This is a genomic window from Agrobacterium sp. DKPNP3 (assembly GCF_052686535.1).
On the sequence record NZ_JBQYSN010000017.1, the window covers coordinates 47,481 to 68,868 of the forward strand.

The window sequence follows — 21,388 nt, forward strand, 5'->3', positions numbered from 1 at the left end:
ATGAAGTTCGTCTTTTACACCCATTCGCTTATATCGGACTGGAACCACGGCAACGCCCATTTTTTAAGGGGCGTGATGCGCGACCTCACACGTCGCGGACACGTGGCCATCGCGTTGGAGCCTGCGCAATCATGGAGTCGCCAAAATCTGATTGCCGATCAGGGAAGCGTTGCCGTTTCCGCCTTCCATGACGCTTTTCCCGACCTGCGCTCCGTAGTCTACGACGATGGCTTCGACCATGAGGCCGCTCTCGATGACGCTGACGTCGTTATCATGCACGAATGGACAGACCCGGCCCTTGTGGCCCGGATCGGGCGGCTGCGCCAGGCGGGCGCAGCATTTACGCTGCTGTTCCACGACACCCATCACCGCGCCGTTTCCGCCGATACCGATATCGCAGGCCTTGATCTAAGCGCCTACGATGGCGTCCTCGTCTTCGGTGGCACATTGCGCGAGCGTTACCTCAAAGCCGGGTGGGGGCGCAACGTTTTCACCTGGCATGAAGCCGCCGACGACAGCATTTTCAAGCCGCTGCAATCGGTGTCGAAAACCGGTGACCTTATCTGGATCGGCAACTGGGGAGATGACGAGAGATCGGCCGAGATCGCTGAGTACCTCGTGCAGCCTGCGGCGGACCTGCGTCTGAAGACGACGATACACGGCGTGCGATATCCGCGCCCGGCGCTCGCAGCATTGGCAGAGGTGGGCATATCCTACAAGGGTTGGATTGCCAACGCCGCGGCGCCTGAAGCCTTCGCGCAAAACCGGGTGACGGTTCACATTCCTCGAAGGCCCTATGTCGAAAATCTGCCGGGTATCCCCACCATCCGCGTGTTTGAAGCGCTGGCCTGCGGCATTCCTCTTGTGTCCGCACCATGGAACGATTGCGAAGGTCTCTTCCGCACTGGCGACGACTATCTATCCGTCAGTTCAGGCGACGAAATGAAAGAACAGCTCCGAACCGTTCTCGTCGATCGCGATCTCGCCAATCATCTCATTCAATCCGGCCTCGAAACAATCAGGAGCCGCCACACCTGCCGTCACCGTGTCGATGAACTGTTCGAAATCCTGCGCACCTGCGGCTCGTCCAGAGTAACTGATGCCCTGACGGCAAGGGAGGCAGCCCAATGAAAATCGCCTTTTATGGATCAAGCCTTGTCTCCGCCTACTGGAATGGTGCCGCCACCTATTATCGCGGTCTGCTCAAGGCTTTGGCAGCAAGAGGCTACGACATCACCTTCTACGAACCCAATGTGTTCGATCGGCAAAAAAACCGGGACATCGAACCGCCGGACTGGTGCAGGGTGGTTGTTTACGAAGGGACCATCCCGGCGTTGAAACAGGCGGCGAGTCTTTCTGCCGACGCGGACATTGTCTGCAAGGCGAGCGGCGTCGGATTCGAGGACGATCTCCTTTTGACGGAGGTGCTGACGCACGCCCGGGAGGATGCCCTCAAGATTTTCTGGGATGTCGACGCCCCAGCGACGCTCCAAGACATAAGGATGTCCCCGGATCACCCATTACGCCGGGCCCTTGGTGAGATAGATCTTGTCTTGACCTATGGCGGTGGTGAACCGGTGATCCAGGCGTATCGTGCCGTTGGCGCGAAGGATTGCATCCCGGTCTATAACGCGCTCGATCCCGAGACGCATCATCCTGTCCCATCTGAACCCCGATTTGCTGCCTCCCTCGGCTTCCTTGGCAACCGACTGCCGGATCGCGAGGAACGAGTAGAAGCGTTTTTTCTTGATCCCGCTTCCCGGTTGCAAAACGAGACCTTTCTGCTTGGAGGCTCCGGTTGGGAGGGGAAGGCGATGTCTCCCAACACTCGTTATATCGGGCACGTTTCTACCCGGGACCACAATGCCTTTAACGCCACGCCGAAAGCCGTGCTCAACATATCGCGGGCGAGCATGGCACAAACCGGATTTTCGCCAGCAACCCGGGTTTTCGAGGCAGCGGGGGCCGCGGCTTGCATCATCACCGATTATTGGGACGGTATCGATCTCTTCTTTACCCCCGGCGAGGAAATCCTGGTTGCGCGTGACGGTCCGGATGTCGCGGACATCTTAACGGCGCTTACACCTGAGAAAGCCGCTGCAGTCGGCCAACGTGCATTGGCGAAAGTGCTGGACAAACACACGTATCAGGATCGCGCCGCTGCGGTGGACGAACTGTTCCGACGTCGTTTCACCGACAGCAGGGAGGCGGCAGAATGACGAAACCGCTCGATATTGTTTTCTTCGGCCTCAGCCTCTCATCCTCCTGGGGCAACGGTCACGCGACAACGTTCCGCGCGCTTATCCGCGGCCTCAACAAGGCTGGTCACCGCGTTCTTTTCCTGGAGCGCGATACGCCCTGGTACGCCTCGCGACGCGATCTCCCTGCACCGGATTTCTGCGACCTTGTCCACTATGATGATCCGCTCGCCATTACGCAAAAATATGCATCCCGTTTGCGAGAGGCTGATGCCGTTATTATAGGTTCCTATGTGCCCGACGGCGTAGCGGTTGTTGACGCTGTCAATGCGCTGGGGCCCAAGCGGTTCTGTTTCTACGATATCGATACACCGGTAACCATGGCGAAACTGGATCGCCACGAGGAAGACTATCTGGCCGCCCGGCAGATTTGCCTTTTTGACATCTATTTCTCCTTCACAGGCGGTGAAACGCTGAAACGGCTCGAGCGACATTATGGTGCGCGCAAGGCTGCGGCGCTTTATTGCTCTGTCGATGCAGAGCGTTATCAAAGTTCCGCTCAACCTATCAGATGGGACCTCGGCTATCTCGGCACTTACAGCCCCGATCGCCAGCCAAAGCTTGAAGAACTGCTGATCGAACCGGCCAGGCAATTGCCGCATATGCACTTCGTTGTCGCCGGCCCGCAATATCCTGAGACCATCATCTGGCCCGACAACGTGGAACGGATCGATCATCTTCCACCGGAGGATCACCCGGAGTTCTATAGCCGCCAGCGCTTTACCCTGAATGTGACGCGCGCCGATATGGTCGCTGCCGGCTGGTCACCAAGCGTTCGTCTCTTTGAGGCGGCGGCCTGTGGCACTCCCATCATCAGCGATTATTGGCGTGGCCTGTCGGAACTACTGCCGGAAGACGAGGCTGTCATCATCGCGCAGGGAACAGCCGGTGTCGTCAAGGCGCTCACTGGCATCGATGAAACGAAACGGACGGCAATTTCAACCGCTGCCAAGAGCCGAATTGTCAACGACCATACTGGTGAAACAAGAGCCGCAGAGCTTGAAGCATACCTCGATGGAATATCGCCTCGACGGTCAGGGACTGCGCGACGCGCCAATCTTACCCAAACCAGGGAGAATGATTATGCCGACACCAAATCCACCTACTAGAACGATTGTCGTCGCAGGCGGCGGGGGCTTTGTCGGGTCGCACCTCTGCGACGCTTTGCTGGCGCGGGGCGATAGGGTTCTATGCATCGACAGTTTCCTCACAGGCTCGCACGCAAACGTGCGTCCTCTTTTGAACCATCCACATTTTCGGCTGATCGAGCAGGATATATGCGACCTTCAGGAGATCGATGAGCCGGTGCACCAGATTTACAATCTGGCCTGCGCGGCATCGCCACCACAGTACCAGGCAGATCCGGTACACACGATGATGACCTGTGTCTCAGGCACGGCGAACCTCCTTGCGCTCGCTCAACGCAACCGGGCATCTTTCCTGCAGGCTTCAACGAGCGAGGTCTATGGCGATCCCGACGAACATCCTCAGCGGGAGGATTATCGCGGCAATGTCAGCTGTACCGGCCCTCGTGCCTGTTACGACGAGGGCAAGCGGGCGGCCGAGGCGCTGTGTTTCGATCTTTTCCGGGCCGGTAAAGTGGATGCTCGTGTTGCCAGAATTTTCAATACTTACGGCCCGCGCATGCGCCCCGACGACGGCCGCATCGTGTCGAACCTGCTGGTGCAGGCCATCGCAGGACAACCGTTGACGATTTACGGCACAGGCGAGCAAACCCGATCTTTCTGTTACGTCAGCGACCTGATTGCCGGCCTTATCGCCCTGATGGATGTCCAGCCCAATCCGGGGCTTCCTGTTAACCTGGGCAACCCGGGCGAGTTCTCAATCAGGCAGCTCGCAGATCTGGTTCTTGAAACTGTTCCGACGCGCTCGGTCCTTGTCCATAAACCCTTGCCGACCGACGATCCGCGCCGACGGAAACCGGACATATCGCGGGCAGCAGAATTGCTTCGCTGGGCGCCGACGGTACCGCTCGCTGAAGGTCTGCGCCACACTGCGGAGTGGTTTCTCCTCGCCGCATCGAAGCAGCATCCGGCACCTGGAGCCATTGTGGCCGGAAGCGGCGCCATCGCCGCCAGTGCGGTGCTGGGAGCTTAAGCCATGGGGGGCGTTAAAAAGCGCATCATCGAGCTTGGCCCGTGGTTCCAGAACATGGAGATCGCCGGTGTAAAAACCGCACCGGATCATTTTCTCGGGGATTATCCGGCGTTTAAATGGGAAGGGTTCGCTCATGTCATTCCAGACGATCTCGAGGGTCGGAGCGTTCTCGACATCGGCTGCAATGCCGGCTTCTACAGTCTGGAAATGAAGCGTCGACATGCGGGGCGTGTGGTCGGGATTGATTCCGACCCGCACTATCTCGATCAGGCCCGCTTCGTGGCCGAACAGTCGAGGCTCGACATCGAATTCCGGCAAATGTCGGTCTATGACGTTGGCTCGCTGAACGAGCGATTTGATCTCGTCATCTTCATGGGTGTCTTTTATCATCTGCGCCATCCCCTGCTCGCTCTGGATCTGATTTTTGAGCATGTCGCTGATGACATGATGCTGTTCCAGTCCCTCCAACGCGGCGACGAAAGAACGCTGGCGGTAAAAGAAGATTATCCCTTCTCGGAGTGGGCCGTTTTCGACGAACCGTCCTCTCCCAAACTCTTCTTCGTTGAGGAGCGGTACGCGGCCGATCCGACGAACTGGTTCATCCCGAATAAAGCGGCTGTGGAGGCGATGCTGCGGAGCGCTGGGTTTATCATCCAGGAAAATCCAGAACGCGAGGTGTATCTCTGCCGGCGTGGCAAACGCCACTATGCGGCAGAGCCGCCGCCGCAAGCGACGTGAAGGGGCTGACGTCGCCCAGAGAAAGGCCGTTTTTGATGAGCCGCCGAACGGCTCCTTAAGACATCCGGGGAGGGATCAACGCCCAATTATCCAGGCGATGACGCCGCCCGCGACAATCAGCAGGATAATAAGACCCAATAAACGCGCCAGGCCTTCGTTAGTGTTCCTGTCGGCACCGACAATGGCCCAATAAAGCGACTTTTCGTCAGTTCGTTCACTCATCTCATGCTCCTCTTCAGCTCTGGTATCACGAGACCCGACCCGGATGCGTTCCCAGGAGGAAGGACAAAGCGATGACGATTGCGAGGGCAAAAATGACCAGCACATAACCGATCATTCTTTTCCAAGTCCTGTTCCGCCCGCGAAAGGCCCCATCATCGATACCGACAGGCGAAAATTTCGAATCCAGCTTTTCGCTGACGGTGCGGTTCAGGTCCTCCTCCGGCCTGATACGTTCTCGTGGCTCCGGCATCGCAACCTCCTGCTTTTTTTGTGGCGACGACGCCTACTGGCGAGCCGCTCCCGATGAAAGATGTTCATCATCCTCCGGCCCGGCAAAAAGAGGCAATTGCTCCTTATCGGAACCGGACTGAAATTGGTGTGGAATGCCGGCCTCCAGACAGGCGGCAATCAAATCTTCGCGCGCAACGGCCGCGGGCCCGTTCCTGAGCAATGCCAAACGACAGCTCCTGAGCGCCCGGCCATAGTGGATGCCCGTCTTGTTCGGCCAGTGTTGTTCAAGCAACTGCACGGCGTCATCGACACCGGAGAGCGTGAAGCGGCGGGTTCCCACAAGGAGACCGATTGGATAGGCGCCTAGTTGCGGAACGGTTGCCATTTAATTCTCCATCAACGCAAGTGGCTAAATGCAGTGAACGCCGCCCGGGCCGGAATTTCTTCCCGCGCCGGCGATTTCGCTAAGTCGTTCGTGCAAGCCGAGAGGAAATTATGCGGCCCTTCGACTTTCTGGTTCGCGAACGCAAGCTTGGTGAGCTTTTTGTCCGTTGCGCCATCCTCATCCAGATTGGCCGTCGAGGGTCTTTTGAGTAGCCATTGGGGATCTCCGTGTTTGAACATGGCCCCGAACCTTGGCAGTCCTGTTTTGTTCCTGTCAAATACAAAGCGGAATTGAAATATACCCGCTGCTGAAACTCGCCGAGCACTAGCTTCGTATATACCAAACGAAGTCTGCGCAGCCTCGCAGATATTTGATGAAGCCCGCTGGGCCTTTATGGCTTGCCGCGCGTATACGCCTTCATGAAACGAGGCGTCGCTGGCGAGCACGCAGGGAGTATTGCATGCGAAGCACAGGACGCTTCACCATCCTCGTCATTGGCGAGGTCGATGATCTCACATTCGAGATCAAGGGGGCATGGGCAGCGGCCCACATCGATCTGCTTGGGCCTTACACCGCGGATGCAATAATCGACGGTCACGATCTGTCATATACGGCTGCGATAATCGACGTTCGTTACGACGCCGAAATCATGCTGCGCCTGACACAGGAGCTGGAAGAAAGAGGCACGCCCTTTCTCTTCTATGTGTCACAAACGCTTGCTCGGCAGGAGGCTGGCCCCTACGTCCTTTCCGCCCATCCGCGGGATATCAGGAATATTGTCTCTGGTTTGACCGCGCAACAAGGCGGCACCTTCCACTAGAGCTCTTTCGGCTACCTAGATGACCCAAAATGCTCTTCTCTTCGTTTTTATGCATTTCGCACGAAAAACCGGCGCCAGAGGTTTGCCGGGACGTACCCGGGATCTGACCGATCTGCTGGCGCGCATGCCGGTCGCTTTAAAGAAATTGCTCCTGCTTCCAACGCTTATAGGGTGCAAGCGCCTGACCGGGAAAACGGTTTTCGATTTCACTAGCTGTCAACTCCACCTGGGCGGCGACCCCATCCAGACCTTCTTCTTCGCTCCTGATTTCAAGCTCTCGCATTTTCTGAAACAGTTCGTCGTCGGTCGCAACGCGAAAGAATTCGGCAAGGTCGGTCTCGTCTGTCATTGTAAGTCCCGGAGTTATTGCGGTTAAGGCAGAAAGCTGAACAAGCACCGCCTCTCATCATCGACAAACGGCGATAGAAATCGTTTGTTCCTTCAGCATTCGATCTCCGGGAACAGCTGCTTTTGCATGGGCATCACAGCCTCGCCTCAACGCCTTTGGCGACCGATGCGAAGAAGACGGAAATACCCGGTCGGGCGAATTTTTCTGTTTTCGATCATCTGAAAAGATGGGTTCTTTTGCAGCCATCTTTCGATCTCTTCGATGTGAAAGGCAGAACTCAAACCGATTTGTTGCGCAAGCGGCGACACCAATTGCTCGACCCGACGCACCGCGCCCGCACTATCTGTGATCTTGCTGACGATCACGATTTCCCCCTTTGGTCGGAGCACACGCGCGCATTCGGAAAGCAGACGGTCTGTATCCGGTATCAGCGGCATGACAAAGGGAAGCGAGATCACGTCGAAAGAATTGTCGTCGAAGGATAGATCGCAGGCATCCATGACATGAAGGGCCTTGACGTGCGGCATCGATCCAAGCGCGACTTTCTGTTTCGCTCTCAAAAGCATGTCCTGCGACAGATCGATGCCGGTTACGGTTGTTGTCGGCGGATAGAGTGGAAGCACGAGGCCAGTTCCCACGCCGATTTCGAGAACGTCGCCTGCGACGTTGCCCGCACATCGCGCCAGCTCAACCTGCGCGGGCCTTAGGAAATAGCCATAGACCCAATCATAAATCGGCGCCCAGAAGCGGTAAGCCTTTCGCTGCTGTTCGCGTTTTGCATCGATTGCGTCTGTTGCCTGCAAGTCTTTGCCTCAGCGTGAAACGAATTTGTTAAAGCGGCTTTCGCCTTTGGACGTCTTGTCCTGATGAAGGAACGCCAGTTTTCTTTCTTCGAAAATTTCAAAAAACTCGTCCCAGGAAATCTCTGTCAGGTCCTCTTCCGGTTTGCCGAAATCAATCCGCAGGATACCTCCGTCACCGGAGACGTCCACCTTGACGGGCCGACCGTCGCGTTCCTCGACCCATTTTCTGATTTTTTTATGGTCGGTGGTTGTCGCTGCTTCCGTCATCATTCTCATCCTTGTCACTGCCGCCGTACCGTTCTTTGCGCATGCGGTCGGCGTTTTCCTTTGCTTTCTGCCGGTCCTCCCGGCTGACATCCCCGTCTGCAGATCGGGCGTCGTCGCTACCGGGTTCTGGCTTCACGTTGTCTCTGTCTCTTTCCATTGCCTGCCCCTTGTAAAAACCCACTCATGGCCTTCGGTTCACAACCCAACCCAGCAGCTGCCAAGATGTTCCAGCCAGGGCAGGTTTGCGCGCTACTGGGATAGCAAGGAACCGGGAATGTTCATGAAAGTTCGATAGAAGAAGATCGCGCGGCCCCGCCGTCGCCATTGAGGATGGACATGATCGATGATGATCCCCATGCTGCCGTTTCCTATTCGTCGCCGCGGTTTCTCGCGGTACTCGTTGGGGCCTGCATCGCAGGAGTTGCCTTGACTGCCTTCTGGTTTTTGACTGCTCCGAAAACACTCTTTGATCAGGCCGATCCCCGCCTTACCGCGGGCGATCCACAGGTGGGAAGACTGGTGTTCCTTGCTGGAAGCTGCGGGTCGTGTCACGCGACACCGGGTCAGGCAAATCCTCTTCTTCTCGGCGGCGGCATGGCGCTCGCTTCCCCCTTCGGTGTGTTTCGGCCACCCAATATTTCTCCCGACGTCAAGGATGGTATTGGCTCGTGGTCGGCGGCTGATCTCGCCAACGCATTGATTGCAGGCGTTTCTCCCGCCAGCCGTCACTATTATCCTGCCTTTCCCTATACGAGCTATACAGGCCTGGACGTGCGGGATGTCGCAGACCTCTATGCCTACTTAAGGACCTTGCCGGCGGTTTCCGGCCGCACACCGCCGCACGACCTCCCGTTCTTTGCGCGCATCCGACGTTTGATCGGGCTGTGGAAGCTCTTCTTTTTCGCCAGGCAACGCCAAGCGCCGAATGTTGCCGGTGACGCCGTCTTCAATCGCGGTGCCTACCTTGTCGAGGCTGTCACGCATTGCGCTGAATGTCATTCCACGCGCAATGTTCTCGGAGCAATCAAACCCACAACGCGTTATGCTGGCGGCCCGGATGCGGAGGGAACAGGCTTCGTGCCAAATATCACAGCACGCCGCCTGTCCGGTTGGACGCAAGCCGATGTCTCGGAGATGCTCGCAACGGGCAAGACCCCGCAAGGCGGGCACGTTGGCTCCGCAATGGTGGATGTCGTCGCCAATCTCTCGCAACTCCCTCAGGCCGACCGCGACGCCATCGCGCGCTACATCAAATCCCTGCCCCCGGTCGATACCCCGCATCCGTAGGGTCATCTGGCATAGAGGTAGGCAGCAACATGCCGCGCCTCGGTTTCAGTTATCCCGGTCACGGGCATCGCCGTTCGCTTGGAAAAATCCGTTGGAGACACGATCCAACGGACAAGATTGTCCGGGGTGTTGTTGAGACCGTCGCCAATATAGACCCGTTCCCGAACCATGTTCAGTTCGCCGCCCACTTTCCCGTCGGCGCCCGCAACGCCGGGAATCGTATGGCACCCGCTACAGCCGTAGCGGCGAAAAATTGCGGGCGCGAGCGTTTCATCCCCGCCAGTCATCGCTGTCGCGACCGCACTTTTCTGCGACCTGTCCTTGACGATAGCGACGGCGACGCCGGTGAGAACCGCGGTTGTCAAAACCGCAGAAACGACGAGGCCAGCTTTAAACGGCAGGAGCGTGACTGTCATAACCACCTCGCTTGCTGGAGCGTGAAATCCACGCCGCGATCATCATGAGTGCCGCTCCCGCATAGATGATGCCGCCCGGCACCCACATCAGAAGGCCGGCTAGCTGTTGATCCTCAAACGGCGTCAGACCCCATGCGGGCGCGGCCTCTGTTTGCGATACGTAAACGACCCGGGGCGCAAGGGCGATCAACGCACCCAGAATGCTCGTGTGCATCATCGTCACGAATAGATGCCAGGCTGCCATTCCCTTCCCTGAGCGCCAGAGCACCGACCACCAAAACAGGATCGCCGTCAGGAAAAAGGAGAGATGCTGCAGCCGGTGCAGTGTCACGTCCGTAACCGTCGCATCGAATATGTCCGGCACGTGCCAGACCCAAATGGCGGCACCGTGCAGCGTTGTCGCAACCGCCCCGCCGGCAAGCAGGTTCCACGATGCCCGGACCGGCTTTGCGGTCATGCCAGCCGCGATGAGGTGGCGGACATGCCTGGGCACGCTCCAGAGGACGAAGCCAACCGGCCGGGCAAGGACGATTAGCGGAGCGGCAACCGCCATGACCAGTTCGTGTTCGATCATATGGAATGTGAAAAGATGTTCGCCCATGAAATGGATGGGCGAGACAAGGGCTGCAACAAGGACAAGCAGGCCGCTGTAGAAAGCCAGAGCGGATTTAGTCATTTCCCGGCTTTTCCCCGATCGGCGTCGCAGCCGAAGGAAACCGGCACCGGCGAGCATGGCCGAAAGGATGATCGGACTGACGATCCAGGCATCGAATGTCCATGTCGCCGCGGATGCGTGCTCCTGTCCCTGATGCGCTGCAATCGGGCTGGCGCTGGCGAGAACCACGATGATCAGTGTCAACGCGCGCATGGGCTTAGCAGCAATGATGCTGTCCCTTGCAGAAGAAGCGCAAAAGCAAAAATAAGGGCGATGAGCACGCTCAACGACGCGATGAACACGGAAAGCCGCGACGTCTCAACACCTCTCCTTCCTTGCGCGATAACAGCCGACGCAAGTGCGACCATGGCGCAGCCGAATGAGACGGCCGCCGTGACGTTCACCGCGTCGGCGCAGTCTGCCGGAGGCAGTATTTGACCGAGTTGGGTGTTGAGTAGCCAGACCGTCGGGGCGAAAAACAGCCCCGCATAATTTGCGATCCTTGATGTCATAGCCGCGGTATCCAGTAAATGCAGAGATAGAGCGGGAGCCAGGTAACGACGACAAAGTTCCAGTAGAGGGCATTGTCCTGCACGTCCCCGTAGCGGCGCGGACTATCTCCGTGCCGGGTGAACATCAGGCAGGTGAGGACGATCGTATCGATAAGGTCTGTGAGAATGTGGGTCGTGTGCAACCCAAGTATCGTCCAGACGATAGAGCCATAGGCGTTGTCGTCCCATTTCACCTGAAGGGCGGGAAATTCGAACGCCCGCAGGCAGATGAGGGCGATGCCAGCCGCAGACATGACCACGAGCCCGACCCGAACGTGACCGAGCTGGCGCTGGCGGGCCCACCGCGCGACCATCATGTTAGGGATGACGCTGAGGACAAGAACCGCCGTCAAAATGAGCCCGGCGTTCAAGTCGGGCACTGGCGCGTCGATGGGCCAGCGGGGCGCAAGGCTCATCAGATAGAGATAGACGGCGATCGCCAGGGAAAAGCCCGTTCCTTCAATCAACATGAACGCGCATGTTCCCCACCAGGCAGGGCTTGCTGTGCCCGTTCCAGAGATTGGTAGCTTCGACACGTCGAGAACAGCACGCGCTTTCACGATTCTTCCTCCGCCGTTCCCTTCGGCCAGAACCAGCCGATAAGTGCGATTGCAATCGGGATCGACCCCCACAGGACTGCCCAGGCGGAAAACATAGACCAGATAAGCATGATCGAGGTCACAATGGCCGCCCAGAAGGGCCACACGGAGTCGGTCGGCGAGGCTTCCCGTGCCTCGGGCTGTGCTTCGCCCACGCTGGTGACCAGGATTTCACGGCGATCCACCCGCAGGCCGACAGCAACAGGAAACTCAGTCCGAGCCGCCCATAGAGGGTCGCGGTTTTGGACGACAGGAATGGAGCGGAAATTGAATGAAGGAGGCGGCGACGTCGTCGCCCATTCAAGTGTCGCCGCCCCCCAGGGATTGTCTCCGGCAGGTCTTCCCCTATGGAAACTCCTCACAACATCAACGAAGAAGACAAGGAACCCGGCCGCCAGCAAAAATGCGCTCAGGCTCACGAAGGAATTGAGACCGGCCCACGGCAATTCCGGTTGATAGGTGTAGACCCGTCGCGGCATTCCAAGAAGTCCGAGCATATGCATCGGGAAGAAGGTCAGGTGGAAGCCGATGAAAATCATCCAGAAGCTGAGGCGGCCGAGTTTTTCGCTCATCATGCGTCCTGTCACTTTCGGAAACCAGTAATTGACGGCCGCGATCAACGGGAAGACCGCGCCGCCGATCAGGACGTAATGGAAGTGAGCGACCACGAAGTAGGTATCGTGAACCTGGGTATCGAAAGGCACCGATGCGACCATGACGCCCGTCAGCCCGCCGATCACGAAGGTCACAATGAAGCCTAGGATGAACAGAAGCGGTGTCTTGAAGACGGGGCGCCCCGCCCATAATGTGGCCAGCCAACAGAAAATCTGGACGCCTGCCGGTACGGAAATCGCCATGCTCGACGCCGTGAAGAAACTTTCGCCAAGCTTTGGCAGACCAGCGACGAACATGTGGTGGACCCAGAGACCGAAAGAGAGGACACCGGTCGAAATCAGCGCCATGACCATCGCGAGATATCCGAAGACCGGTCGGCCGACGAAAGCGGGCAGAATGGTGGATACCATTCCGACGGCGGGAAGAAAGATGATGTAGACCTCAGGATGGCCAAAAAACCAGAAGAGATGCTGCCAGAGAAGCGCGTCTCCGCCCTCGGCGGGATTGTAGAAATGGGTGCCCACCAGCCTGTCCATTATCAGCGTTGAGCTGGCAAACATGATCGCCGGCATGGCGATGATGACGAGAAATGCCATTACCAACATAGACCACACGAGCAGCGGGATGCGGTCGAGTGACATTCCGGGCGCCCGCAGCTTGAAGACAGTCACGACAATCTCGACCGCAATCGAAAGGGCGGAAAGCTCGGTAAAGGTAATCATCTGCGCCCAGATATCCGCCCGCTTTCCGGCCCCATATTCGGGGCCCGCAAGCGGAACATAGGCAAACCAGCCAACGTCGGGTGCGCTGTCGAGCAGGAACGACAACCACAGGAGCAGCCCGCCCCCAAGGAATACCCAAAAAGAGTAGGCATTGAGGCGGGGAAAGGCGATATTGCGGGTTCCCACCATTAGCGGCACGAAATAGACCGCCATCGCTTCCATGACAGGCACGGCGAAAAGGAACATCATGTTTGCGCCGTGCATCGTGAAAATCTGATTATAGCGATCCGGATCGATGAAGCGGGCTTCGGGCGTAGCAAGCTGTACGCGCATCACGAGCGCGAGTATCCCGCCCAGGATGAGGAATACAAAAGCCGTGACAATGTATCTTCTTGCAATGACCTTGTGATCGACGGTGGCGATTGCGCCCCAGAATCCAGGACGGGGATCCCAAGTCTCGTGTAACTTTTCGTCGAGTTGCGACGCCGACAGATGACTATCCATGACCGCAGGAGCTCTTTCGTCGGGCATCATTTGAGCCCCTCCATATAGGCGGATACCTGCCTCAACTCCTCGCCGGTCAACGGAACCAAAGGCATGTTGTTGCCGGGTTTCAGCGTTTGCGGATCGGCGATCCAGGCTGCAAACGAGCCCCTGGTTGTTGCCAAAAGACCTGCTCCGATCGTTTGCCGACTGCCAACATGAGTAAGGTCAGGACCGTTTAGACCGGCGGCAGGCGTTCCCCTGATCGTATGGCAGGCGGCACATTGCCTGCCCATGAAGACGGCCATGCCAGCCCGCGCTTCCGCACTGTCCGGCGGTAACGCATCATCCTTTTGTCGTTCAGTCCAGCGGCGATAGTCAGCCTCCTCCTCGGCAATCACCATGAAGGCCATATGACTATGTTGGAGCCCGCAGAATTCAGCGCATTGACCTCGATAAACACCTGGTCTATCGGCCCGAAATGTCAGCATATTCTCGCGGCCCGGCACGAGGTCCATCTTGCCTGCCAGGCTCGGCACCCAGAAGGAATGAATGACATCGGCACTTCCAAGCATCACGCGGATAGTGCGGCCAACAGGAACATGCATCTCATTTGCGGTCTGAAACGACGGATCGGAACCCTTCGCTTCATAAACGAACTGCCACCACCATTGCTGGGCACGGACCCGGATCGTTACAGCGGTGTCGTCGTTGACGTCCAACGCCCGCGTGGTCAAAAAGCTCGCGACAGTCAAGCCCGCGACAATAAATGTGGTGGCGGCAACCGCAACCGCGACCACGATCGACAACCTTCGCTGGTTGCGCGGATCCTCGCCGGTGGCCTTCTTGCGATGCCGCAGCAGCGCCCAGACCAGAATGCAAACGACGAGAATCCAGACGACGACACTGATGCCGACGATGAGAACGATCAGTTCTTTCAACTTCGAGGCAGAGGGCCCTGCGGTATGCAATGCCGACTGCATGCCGCTGCAGCCGGAAAGCAGGGTGAGACTGACAAGAAGAGCGGCGGGCGTCTTCAAGGCACCGGACCTTCTGGTCTCTTCCACGCTTTGCCTTCGTTGAAGAGAATTGCAGCCGGTGCACGATTTTCCGCAGGCCGTGTCTGGCGATCATCATTGCGCGCCGGCGCCGAAACTCTCGCCGAATAGGCACCAATGGTCCTGACATATCCGGCAAGCTGCCAGATCTGGTCTGTCGTCATCCTGTTGCCAAACGATGGCATTCCACCGGGGCGACCATCCCTGATCGAGCCGGCAATAGAGATCATCGAGGGCCCGTAAATCCAGTCGCCATCCAGAAAGGAAGGTCCTTTTCCACCCTGCCCTTCAGCGTGGCATGACGCGCATCCGAACCAGCCGTAGAGCCGCTTTCCCTGCGAAAGATCATAGGCTGTGCGTTCGAACGGTTTCCCAAGGGCGAAATAGACTTCGGGAGGCGCGCCGGAAACGGGAACAGGCATAAAGCGGAGCTGGTTGAGCGCGGACATTATCGGAGGATCGCCGCGAGACACACGCGGCTCCCGCCAGTACCCGATGATCGCTACAACACCGACCGCCACCATTCCCAGACCCGACCAGAAAACCATGCCGGAAAGAGTCGCGCGTTCTGTCATCCTCCCCATGCTGCACCTCGACAATCCTCAATTGTTCGGAACAGTTGTTGATGGCTCCAGACGAACCGGTAGCAGCTTGTAAGACGGGGTCTTGGCCTTGGGGCTGTGGTGAGCGAGCGGAAAAAGGGGGTTGGTTTCCGGAAAATAGGCAGCGCAACAGCCGGAAGGGATGTCATAGGTGACAATCCGAAAGCCGTGCACAGCCCGCACCGTCTCCGGCTCGATCGCCGTGACGATATCAACGATATCACCATCGGCAAAACCGAGCAGCGCGATATCGTCGGCGTTCATGAAAATGACCTGACGTGTTCCCTCCACGCCACGGAACCGGTCGCTGTAACCGTAAACCGTCGTGTTAAACTGGTCGTTGGATCGAAGCGTGGCAAGGTGGAGGACATCCGATGCCGATGCGTCAAACGGAAACTCCGGAAAAAGGCGGTCCGGTGTGAGAAAGTTCGCCTTGCCACTTTTCGTCACCCATTTGCGTTCGCGCGCTGGTAAGGGACGCGGAATTCCACCGGGCTGGAAAAGCCGCTTATTGAAACTTTTGAACGTCTCTGGATAGGTCTCCTCTATGGCGTCGCGGATGAGCGCGTAATCATCCACCCATTGTTTCCAGGGAACATCGCCGTGCGTGAGCGTCGCCAGCGCCATTCCGGCGATGATCGCAGGCTCTGACCGCAACTCCGGGCTTGCCGGTTTCGATCTTCCTCTCGAGCCATGGAAATGGGCAACGGAGCTTTCCATGGAAACAGCCTGCGGGCCTGTAGCCTGTTCGTCGATTTCGATACGCCCAAGACAGGGAAGCAGGTAAGCAATCTCGCCGTGAATGACGTGACTGCGATTGAGCTTCGTGGCGATCTGCACCGTCAGCCGCAAGTTCCGCCACGCCGCCTCCATGGCGTCCGTCTCTGGCGCGGCGCGCAGAAAATTGCCCCCGAGGCTGACAAATGCCCTTGTTTCCCCAGAGAGGATGGATTTGCAGCTGTCGACCGTCGAGTGGCCCTCCCAGGTCGGAGGTTCAAAATCATAAAGTTCCGCCAGCTTGTCCAGGGGAATCAGGCCCGGTTTTTCGGTGATGCCAACAGTTCGCTGCCCCTGAACATTGGAATGCCCCCGGACCGCACAGATGTTTGCGCCGGGCTTGCCGATGTTCCCCCGCAGCAGAGCAAGATTTGCAACCATGTGCACATTTTCGACGCCCATCAGATGTTGGGTAAGGCCCATGCCATAGACCATCATCACCGCGTTGGATTCGGCATAGATCGAGGCAGCCTCCATCATTTCTTCGCGGGCCAGACCCGAAACGCGCTCGAGTTCCTTCCAGTCGTAGCTGCGGGCTACCGCTGCGAATTCCTCAAAACCGGCGGTGTGCTCCGCGAGAAAGTCATGATCGAGAACGTTCTTCCTGTCGGCTGCGGCAATGGAGGCTGCGAAGGCGACGGTTGCTGCATTTTCCGGGTCTCGCGGTTGTGCGTCGGAACCGGAGACCTTGCTGTTTCCGCGCGCCTGGAAGGCATCGTCGGCTTCGATGAGGGCTTTGCAGATACCGAACAGCGCAGCAATATCGCCGCCGTTCTTCACCTGATAATACTTTGTGGAAATGGGTGTGGCCGGTGTCGCAAGCATCTGGGCGGGCGACTGCGGGTTGACGAAGCGCTCCAACCCGGGTTCGCGCAGCATATTAAACGTCAGGATTTTGACGCCGCGATCCACCGCGTCCTGGAGATCATGAAGAAGGCGGGGCGAGGAGGTCGCAACATTCTGCGCGATATAGAAGATGCAGTCGCAATTCTCAAAGTCGGAAAGGACCGCGGTTCCGACAGACGCACCAATGCTTTCGGGGAGTCCAACGGACGAGCTCTCGTGACACATGTTCGAGGAATCCGGCAGATTGTTGCTGCCATAAATGCGGGCAAAAAGCTGGTACATGTAGGATGCTTCGAGCGACGCGCGGCCGGAGGTGTAAAACTCGGTCTGCTCAGGAGCGATCGCTTGCAATTCCCGGCCGATTTCGTCGAATGCTTCCTCCCAACTGACCGGAAGATATTTGTCGGACGATGCATCCCAACGCATCGGGTGGGTGAGCCTGCCCTGTTCCTCCAGGCCGTGATCGCGCCAGCTCTCCAGCTCTGCCAAGGTGTGTTTTTCAAAAAATTCCCTGTCGGCACGACGGTTCGTGACTTCCCACGCGGTGGCCTTGGCACCGTTTTCACAAAATTCCAAAGGGTGGGTTTTTGCCGGCTTCGCCCAGGCACAGCTGACGCACATATACCCCTGAGGCTTGTTCTGGTGCTTCAGCAATGTCGCGCCTGAAAGAGGAACATGCTCCCGCAGCAACACCTCCCCGACCGACTTCGCTGACCCCCAACCACCGGCCGGACCCGGCTTGAAACCAATATCGGGATCTCTTTTGCGCCGCGATGTCATGGTCGATGTACTCCCGATTGATGCCTTTCCGAACTTTCGAAAGCGGTCCCGGTTTCCATTCGGCAGAAAAATTTTCGTGTGGGATTTGTGAATCCGTGTGACGTCATCCCGACCCAAATGAGCATAAGTTGGTGGCGGACTGACGCGACCGCAAGTTTCGTCCAGTTTTGAGTTCGCTCCAGCGGTTTTGGGTTCCGTATTTCGGGCGGTAGCGGCCGGTGGCAATGAGGAACCATTCCGGCTGCGCAGCACCGTATCACGTCCCGGGTTGATGGTCTGAGTGGACTCGGCAGGTGTCATCCAGCCGGGGCCGGAATGCGGTCGGTGATCGTTGTACAACACGACGACAGAACACCCACGGGACCGAGGTTCGCGAGCTTTTGTATCCGTGGCATCCCTGGTCCGGGCGGCTCGTTCACGTCCATGAGGCGCTATCCAAAGGGACGCATATTTTCCGCTGCAGTCTTTCTTGTGCTTCCTCTGATCGACTTCTTGAAGTCCCGTCTTGGATGTTCGACCGATCTGTGAGTGGAACCTGGCGCAGCCTGTCGGTTCCGCACGTCGATCTCGCAAGCCTGCATATTTTGGCAAGATTGTTGAAGGACGCTGATGCCTCATCGCAATCTTCGGTAATGGGCGCAGCATTGGTCTCTCACGAAACGAGTCGGAGAGATGTCCATGCCCCACCAGCCCATGACATACCAGTTCGATCTGTTCTCGGCCCCGCAGCGGGGAAAGACGGGAGGGATGCCGCAATGGCCGGAGTTGCCGGAGGAAACCCGCCAGGCACTGACGGTTCTCATCGTGCGACTGTTCGTCGATCATGCAAGGTGCGAGCCGGTCTCCCAACAGAAGGAGACCGGCCATGATGCATGAGAAGATCGGGCCGCATCATCTGGAGCGGAAGGCCATCCTGTATGTTCGGCAGTCATCAGCTCATCAGGTTCTGCACAATCGAGAAAGCAGCGCCCTCCAGTACGCCATGCGCGACCGGCTGGCAGCGCTTGGATGGTCACAAATAGACACGGTGGATGACGACCTTGGTCGCTCGGCCGCCGGCAGCGTGATCCGCGCTGGATTTGACCGGATGGTGGCGGAAGTCTGCCTTGGCAAGGTTGGCGCCGTGGCCGCGCGTGAGGTATCGCGCTTCGCCCGCAACAGCCGGGACTGGCAGCAACTTATCGAGATGTGCCGCGTTGTCGATACCATCCTGATCGACCAGGAAGCGGTTTATGCGCCCCGCCAGAGCAACGATCGTCTGCTTTTGGGTTTGAAGGGCAGCCTCAACGAGTATGAGCTCGATCTCTTGCGTCAGCGTTCCCTTTCCGCCCGCTATGAGAAGGCTCGCCGCGGTGAACTCATCGTCAGCGTCCCGGCCGGCTTCGTGAAGGCGGGTGACAGGATCGAGAAGGATCCCGACCGACGCATCCAGGAAGCCATCGCACTTGTCTTCGACAAGGTTGCCGAACTCGGCAGTGCGCGGCAGGCTCTGCTATGGTTCCTCGAGCAGGGGCTGGACCTGCCGGTCAGGTACACCAATGGTGAGGTCATCTGGCGCAGGCCAAATTATGCCACCATCCACCGGATGATTGCGAACCCGATCTACGGCGGAGCGTACGCTTATGGTAAGAGTCGCTCCGTGCCCCGATACGATGGCCGATCTGGAATTCGTCACAAGGCGCGTGATGAATGGTTGGCGCTGATCCCGGATGCACATGAAGGTTACGTCAGTTGGGAACGGGCGGAGGAGATCCGCAAGATGTTGAGCGACAATGTGCCAGCCAGCCGCCACCACGGGGCGCCGAAGCACGGCGACGCTCTGCTTGCCGGCCTTTTCCGTTGCAAGAGGTGTGGTCGAAAGCTGACCGTCCGGTACACCGGAAACAAGCATAACATTCCGCGCTATTCCTGCTGGCGTGGTCTGCTCGATAATGGTGAGCCTCGCTGCATTGCTTTCGGCGGTCTGCGGGTCGATGATGCGATCGAAGAGGCACTGCTCGGCGTGGTGGAACCAGGAGCTATTGCCGCCGCCGTCGAGGCGGAACGTACTATGGCCAGCCAACGCGATCAGGTTCAGGATGCCTTTCTGCGTGACCTCGAGGCGGCGCGCTACGCCGCCGATAGGGCATTCCGGCAATATGACGCGGCCGATCCGGAGAACAGGCTGGTGACCTCGGAGCTCGAAGCACGCTGGAACAAGGCGCTCGCTCGCGTCGGGGAGATCGAGGCCAGGATTGCCAAACATCGGACGGTTACGCCGCAGCCATTCCCCATGACCGCCTCACAGGTAACTGACCTTGCGGGGAACCTTCGCACCGTCTGGACAGCCCCGACAACAGATACAAGGCTAAAGAAGCGCATCGTGCGCACGCTCATCAATGAAGTGGTCGCCGATCTCGATGATGGAGCCTCTGAGATCGTACTCGCCATTCATTGGGTTGGTGGCGTCCACACCGAACTGCGCCTGCCGAAGCGGCGCCGAGGACAAAGAAACGCGACGCCTGACGACATTGTCGACGCTGTGCGACAGCTCGTCCTTATTGCCAATGACGATGTGATTGCCGGTGTCCTCAATCGCAACGGACTGACGACCGGCAATGGCAATCGCTGGACACGGGAGCGGGTCACTGCGCTGAGGTCATATCGCAAGATTCCAGTCTTCCGCCCCCAGATCGACGGGGTCGAGCCGTGGCTTAATCTGGGCGGTGCGGCGAAGTTGCTCGGGATAACGCCAAAGACACTGCGTCTGGCGGCTGAGGCTGGCGAGATTAAGGGAACTCATCCGCTACCCGATGGCCCATGGATCTTCAGCCGTTCAAAACTGGGGACCTCACAAACACGTCAGATCCTCGATCGGGTCCGGCAGAACCCCCGACACCCCACAGGATCGCATCCAGATCAGGAAAGCTTATTCCCTTCAACAACATAGAAAGATGGGCGTTATGAATCAGAATTGTAATCGCTGCGCCAGTCTAAAAACGCTAATCGAGCATGGCTTAGTGACGAGAAGAGCGTTTCATTCAGGAACCCATCTCGCAGCAACACCTTGCAGCTTTCGATGAAGGCGTCCTCGATCGGCTTGCCGGTGCGATGTAGTGCCATTTGACTGTTGCCCGGTCGGCCCATTGCGGGATCGCGTTGCCGGTGAACTCACTTCAATTGTCGCTGGCGATCATCTCCGGCTTACCTCGCCCCTCGATGATCCGATCCAGCTGACGAGCCACCCGTAGGGCCGAGAGCGATGTATCGGCGGCGTTGCCCAGGCATTCTCTAGTGCAATCATCGACGATCGCTGGCACCCGGAGCCTGCGGCCATCGTGAGCTGATCCGACACGAAGTCCAGCGACAGGCGATCAGTGGCCGTCTTCGGGACCAGTATCGGCGCAGGTGTGCCGATTGCTCGTTTCCAGCCGCCGCGCTTGCGCACCGTCAGCTTCTCCTCCCGATACAGCCGGAAGAGCTTCTTGTGGTTCACAAGGTGACCCGGACGCCTGAGAAGCACGTGAATGCGTCGATATCCGGAGCGGCGGAGTTCATGCGCCAATGCTTTCATTTGCTCGCGAAGACGATCATCGTCGCTGCGCCTGATTTCCTAGCGGATTGTCATTCGGCTAAAGCCCATTGCTTTACACGCCCGCCGTTCGCTCATCTCGTGGTGAACCATCAGATGCAGGACAGCTTTCCGCCTTGCTGCGGGAGTCACCACTTCATTCCCAAAAGGTCTTTCAAAGCTGCATTGTCGAGCATCGCGTCCGCCAGAAGCCGCTTCAGCTTCGCGTTCTCGTCTTCAGCCGCTTGGCTTCGGA

At 58.1% G+C, this 21,388-nt stretch carries 26 protein-coding genes and 1 pseudogene; 9 read left to right on the forward strand and 18 right to left on the reverse strand.

What is annotated here, in order from left to right:
- Genes ACUTJJ_RS07465 through ACUTJJ_RS07485 form a run of 5 tightly spaced genes read left to right on the forward strand, consistent with a single transcriptional unit; the run spans position 1 to position 5,114 of the window.
- On the forward strand, positions 1-1,131 hold the full coding sequence (locus ACUTJJ_RS07465; RefSeq protein WP_445541781.1) for a CgeB family protein: 1,131 nt from the start codon (positions 1-3) through the stop codon (positions 1,129-1,131).
- Positions 1,128-2,219, forward strand: a complete 1,092-nt coding sequence (locus ACUTJJ_RS07470; RefSeq protein WP_445541782.1) for a CgeB family protein — start codon at positions 1,128-1,130, stop codon at positions 2,217-2,219. The genes ACUTJJ_RS07465 and ACUTJJ_RS07470 overlap by 4 nt, the downstream gene beginning before the upstream one ends.
- Positions 2,216-3,367, forward strand: coding sequence for a CgeB family protein (locus ACUTJJ_RS07475; protein ID WP_445541783.1), 1,152 nt, complete (start codon positions 2,216-2,218; stop codon positions 3,365-3,367). Before ACUTJJ_RS07470 ends, ACUTJJ_RS07475 begins: the two co-directional genes overlap by 4 nt.
- Positions 3,342-4,376: a UDP-glucuronic acid decarboxylase family protein gene (locus ACUTJJ_RS07480; RefSeq protein ID WP_209090855.1), complete on the forward strand. Its 1,035-nt coding sequence runs from the start codon at positions 3,342-3,344 to the stop codon at positions 4,374-4,376. The genes ACUTJJ_RS07475 and ACUTJJ_RS07480 overlap by 26 nt, the downstream gene beginning before the upstream one ends.
- A 3-nt stretch (positions 4,377-4,379) precedes the next feature.
- On the forward strand, positions 4,380-5,114 hold the full coding sequence (locus ACUTJJ_RS07485) for a TIGR04290 family methyltransferase (RefSeq protein WP_445541784.1): 735 nt from the start codon (positions 4,380-4,382) through the stop codon (positions 5,112-5,114).
- Positions 5,115-5,189: 75 nt separating this feature from the next.
- On the opposite strand, the gene ACUTJJ_RS07490 is transcribed toward ACUTJJ_RS07485, so the two are convergent.
- The 4 genes from ACUTJJ_RS07490 to ACUTJJ_RS07505 are packed head-to-tail and all read right to left on the reverse strand — an operon-like array spanning position 5,190 to position 6,191.
- Positions 5,190-5,336: a hypothetical protein gene (locus ACUTJJ_RS07490; protein ID WP_155737548.1), complete on the reverse strand. Its 147-nt coding sequence runs from the start codon at positions 5,334-5,336 to the stop codon at positions 5,190-5,192.
- 25 nt (positions 5,337-5,361) lie between these two features.
- The gene (locus ACUTJJ_RS07495; RefSeq protein ID WP_209090851.1) at positions 5,362-5,586 is read right to left on the reverse strand and encodes a hypothetical protein; all 225 of its coding nucleotides are present in this window, start codon (positions 5,584-5,586) and stop codon (positions 5,362-5,364) included.
- Between the two features lie 33 nt (positions 5,587-5,619).
- A complete protein-coding gene (locus tag ACUTJJ_RS07500; RefSeq protein WP_445541785.1) occupies positions 5,620-5,952 on the reverse strand; it encodes a DUF982 domain-containing protein in 333 nt (110 codons plus the stop codon).
- A gap of 11 nt (positions 5,953-5,963) precedes the next feature.
- The gene (locus ACUTJJ_RS07505; protein WP_445541786.1) at positions 5,964-6,191 is read right to left on the reverse strand and encodes a hypothetical protein; all 228 of its coding nucleotides are present in this window, start codon (positions 6,189-6,191) and stop codon (positions 5,964-5,966) included.
- A 221-nt stretch (positions 6,192-6,412) separates the two neighbouring features.
- Between ACUTJJ_RS07505 and ACUTJJ_RS07510 the strand changes: the two genes are divergently transcribed.
- The gene (locus ACUTJJ_RS07510; RefSeq protein WP_445541787.1) at positions 6,413-6,772 is read left to right on the forward strand and encodes a hypothetical protein; all 360 of its coding nucleotides are present in this window, start codon (positions 6,413-6,415) and stop codon (positions 6,770-6,772) included.
- A gap of 136 nt (positions 6,773-6,908) precedes the next feature.
- On the opposite strand, the gene ACUTJJ_RS07515 is transcribed toward ACUTJJ_RS07510, so the two are convergent.
- The 3 genes from ACUTJJ_RS07515 to ACUTJJ_RS07525 form a co-directional block, all read right to left on the reverse strand.
- Positions 6,909-7,121: a hypothetical protein gene (locus tag ACUTJJ_RS07515; protein ID WP_077224946.1), complete on the reverse strand. Its 213-nt coding sequence runs from the start codon at positions 7,119-7,121 to the stop codon at positions 6,909-6,911.
- A gap of 146 nt (positions 7,122-7,267) precedes the next feature.
- Positions 7,268-7,924: a class I SAM-dependent methyltransferase gene (locus tag ACUTJJ_RS07520; RefSeq protein ID WP_445541788.1), complete on the reverse strand. Its 657-nt coding sequence runs from the start codon at positions 7,922-7,924 to the stop codon at positions 7,268-7,270.
- A gap of 9 nt (positions 7,925-7,933) precedes the next feature.
- Positions 7,934-8,191 (reverse strand): hypothetical protein, encoded by a 258-nt coding sequence (locus ACUTJJ_RS07525; protein WP_445541789.1) that lies wholly within the window; start codon positions 8,189-8,191, stop codon positions 7,934-7,936.
- A gap of 336 nt (positions 8,192-8,527) precedes the next feature.
- Here ACUTJJ_RS07525 and ACUTJJ_RS07530 point away from each other — a divergent pair, with 336 nt between their 5' ends.
- Complete coding sequence (locus ACUTJJ_RS07530) at positions 8,528-9,478, forward strand: c-type cytochrome (RefSeq protein ID WP_445541790.1); 951 nt, start codon at positions 8,528-8,530, stop codon at positions 9,476-9,478.
- 2 nt (positions 9,479-9,480) lie between these two features.
- On the opposite strand, the gene ACUTJJ_RS07535 is transcribed toward ACUTJJ_RS07530, so the two are convergent.
- From ACUTJJ_RS07535 to ACUTJJ_RS07575, 9 genes and pseudogenes are all read right to left on the reverse strand, one after another.
- Positions 9,481-9,894 (reverse strand): c-type cytochrome, encoded by a 414-nt coding sequence (locus ACUTJJ_RS07535; protein ID WP_445541791.1) that lies wholly within the window; start codon positions 9,892-9,894, stop codon positions 9,481-9,483.
- Positions 9,869-10,762, reverse strand: coding sequence for a cytochrome c oxidase assembly protein (locus ACUTJJ_RS07540; protein WP_445541792.1), 894 nt, complete (start codon positions 10,760-10,762; stop codon positions 9,869-9,871). Before ACUTJJ_RS07540 ends, ACUTJJ_RS07535 begins: the two co-directional genes overlap by 26 nt.
- A complete protein-coding gene (locus ACUTJJ_RS07545; RefSeq protein ID WP_445541793.1) occupies positions 10,750-11,061 on the reverse strand; it encodes a hypothetical protein in 312 nt (103 codons plus the stop codon). The genes ACUTJJ_RS07540 and ACUTJJ_RS07545 overlap by 13 nt, the downstream gene beginning before the upstream one ends.
- Complete coding sequence (locus ACUTJJ_RS07550) at positions 11,058-11,660, reverse strand: cytochrome c oxidase subunit 3 (RefSeq protein ID WP_445541794.1); 603 nt, start codon at positions 11,658-11,660, stop codon at positions 11,058-11,060. Before ACUTJJ_RS07550 ends, ACUTJJ_RS07545 begins: the two co-directional genes overlap by 4 nt.
- The gene (ctaD, locus tag ACUTJJ_RS07555) at positions 11,657-13,540 is read right to left on the reverse strand and encodes a cytochrome c oxidase subunit I (protein WP_445541802.1); all 1,884 of its coding nucleotides are present in this window, start codon (positions 13,538-13,540) and stop codon (positions 11,657-11,659) included. The genes ACUTJJ_RS07550 and ctaD overlap by 4 nt, the downstream gene beginning before the upstream one ends.
- A gap of 26 nt (positions 13,541-13,566) precedes the next feature.
- Entirely contained in the window at positions 13,567-14,559 is a 993-nt protein-coding gene (gene coxB, locus ACUTJJ_RS07560) for a cytochrome c oxidase subunit II (protein WP_445541795.1), read from the reverse strand.
- Positions 14,556-15,152, reverse strand: a complete 597-nt coding sequence (locus tag ACUTJJ_RS07565; protein WP_445541796.1) for a c-type cytochrome — start codon at positions 15,150-15,152, stop codon at positions 14,556-14,558. The genes coxB and ACUTJJ_RS07565 overlap by 4 nt, the downstream gene beginning before the upstream one ends.
- Before the next feature lie 27 nt (positions 15,153-15,179).
- Complete coding sequence (locus ACUTJJ_RS07570) at positions 15,180-17,582, reverse strand: FdhF/YdeP family oxidoreductase (RefSeq protein WP_445541797.1); 2,403 nt, start codon at positions 17,580-17,582, stop codon at positions 15,180-15,182.
- A gap of 103 nt (positions 17,583-17,685) precedes the next feature.
- Positions 17,686-17,918, reverse strand: a pseudogene (locus ACUTJJ_RS07575) (hypothetical protein); the annotation flags it as partial.
- A gap of 342 nt (positions 17,919-18,260) precedes the next feature.
- On the opposite strand from ACUTJJ_RS07575, the gene ACUTJJ_RS07580 reads away from it, so the two are divergent.
- A complete protein-coding gene (locus tag ACUTJJ_RS07580) occupies positions 18,261-18,458 on the forward strand; it encodes a hypothetical protein (protein WP_445541798.1) in 198 nt (65 codons plus the stop codon).
- Entirely contained in the window at positions 18,448-20,511 is a 2,064-nt protein-coding gene (locus ACUTJJ_RS07585) for a recombinase family protein (protein WP_445541799.1), read from the forward strand. Before ACUTJJ_RS07580 ends, ACUTJJ_RS07585 begins: the two co-directional genes overlap by 11 nt.
- An 11-nt stretch (positions 20,512-20,522) precedes the next feature.
- Here the strand turns inward: ACUTJJ_RS07585 and ACUTJJ_RS07590 are convergent, their stop codons facing one another.
- A complete protein-coding gene (locus ACUTJJ_RS07590; RefSeq protein WP_445541800.1) occupies positions 20,523-20,708 on the reverse strand; it encodes an integrase core domain-containing protein in 186 nt (61 codons plus the stop codon).
- A 46-nt stretch (positions 20,709-20,754) separates the two neighbouring features.
- Complete coding sequence (locus ACUTJJ_RS07595) at positions 20,755-21,135, reverse strand: IS3 family transposase (protein WP_445541801.1); 381 nt, start codon at positions 21,133-21,135, stop codon at positions 20,755-20,757.
- Positions 21,136-21,388 lie beyond the last annotated feature (253 nt).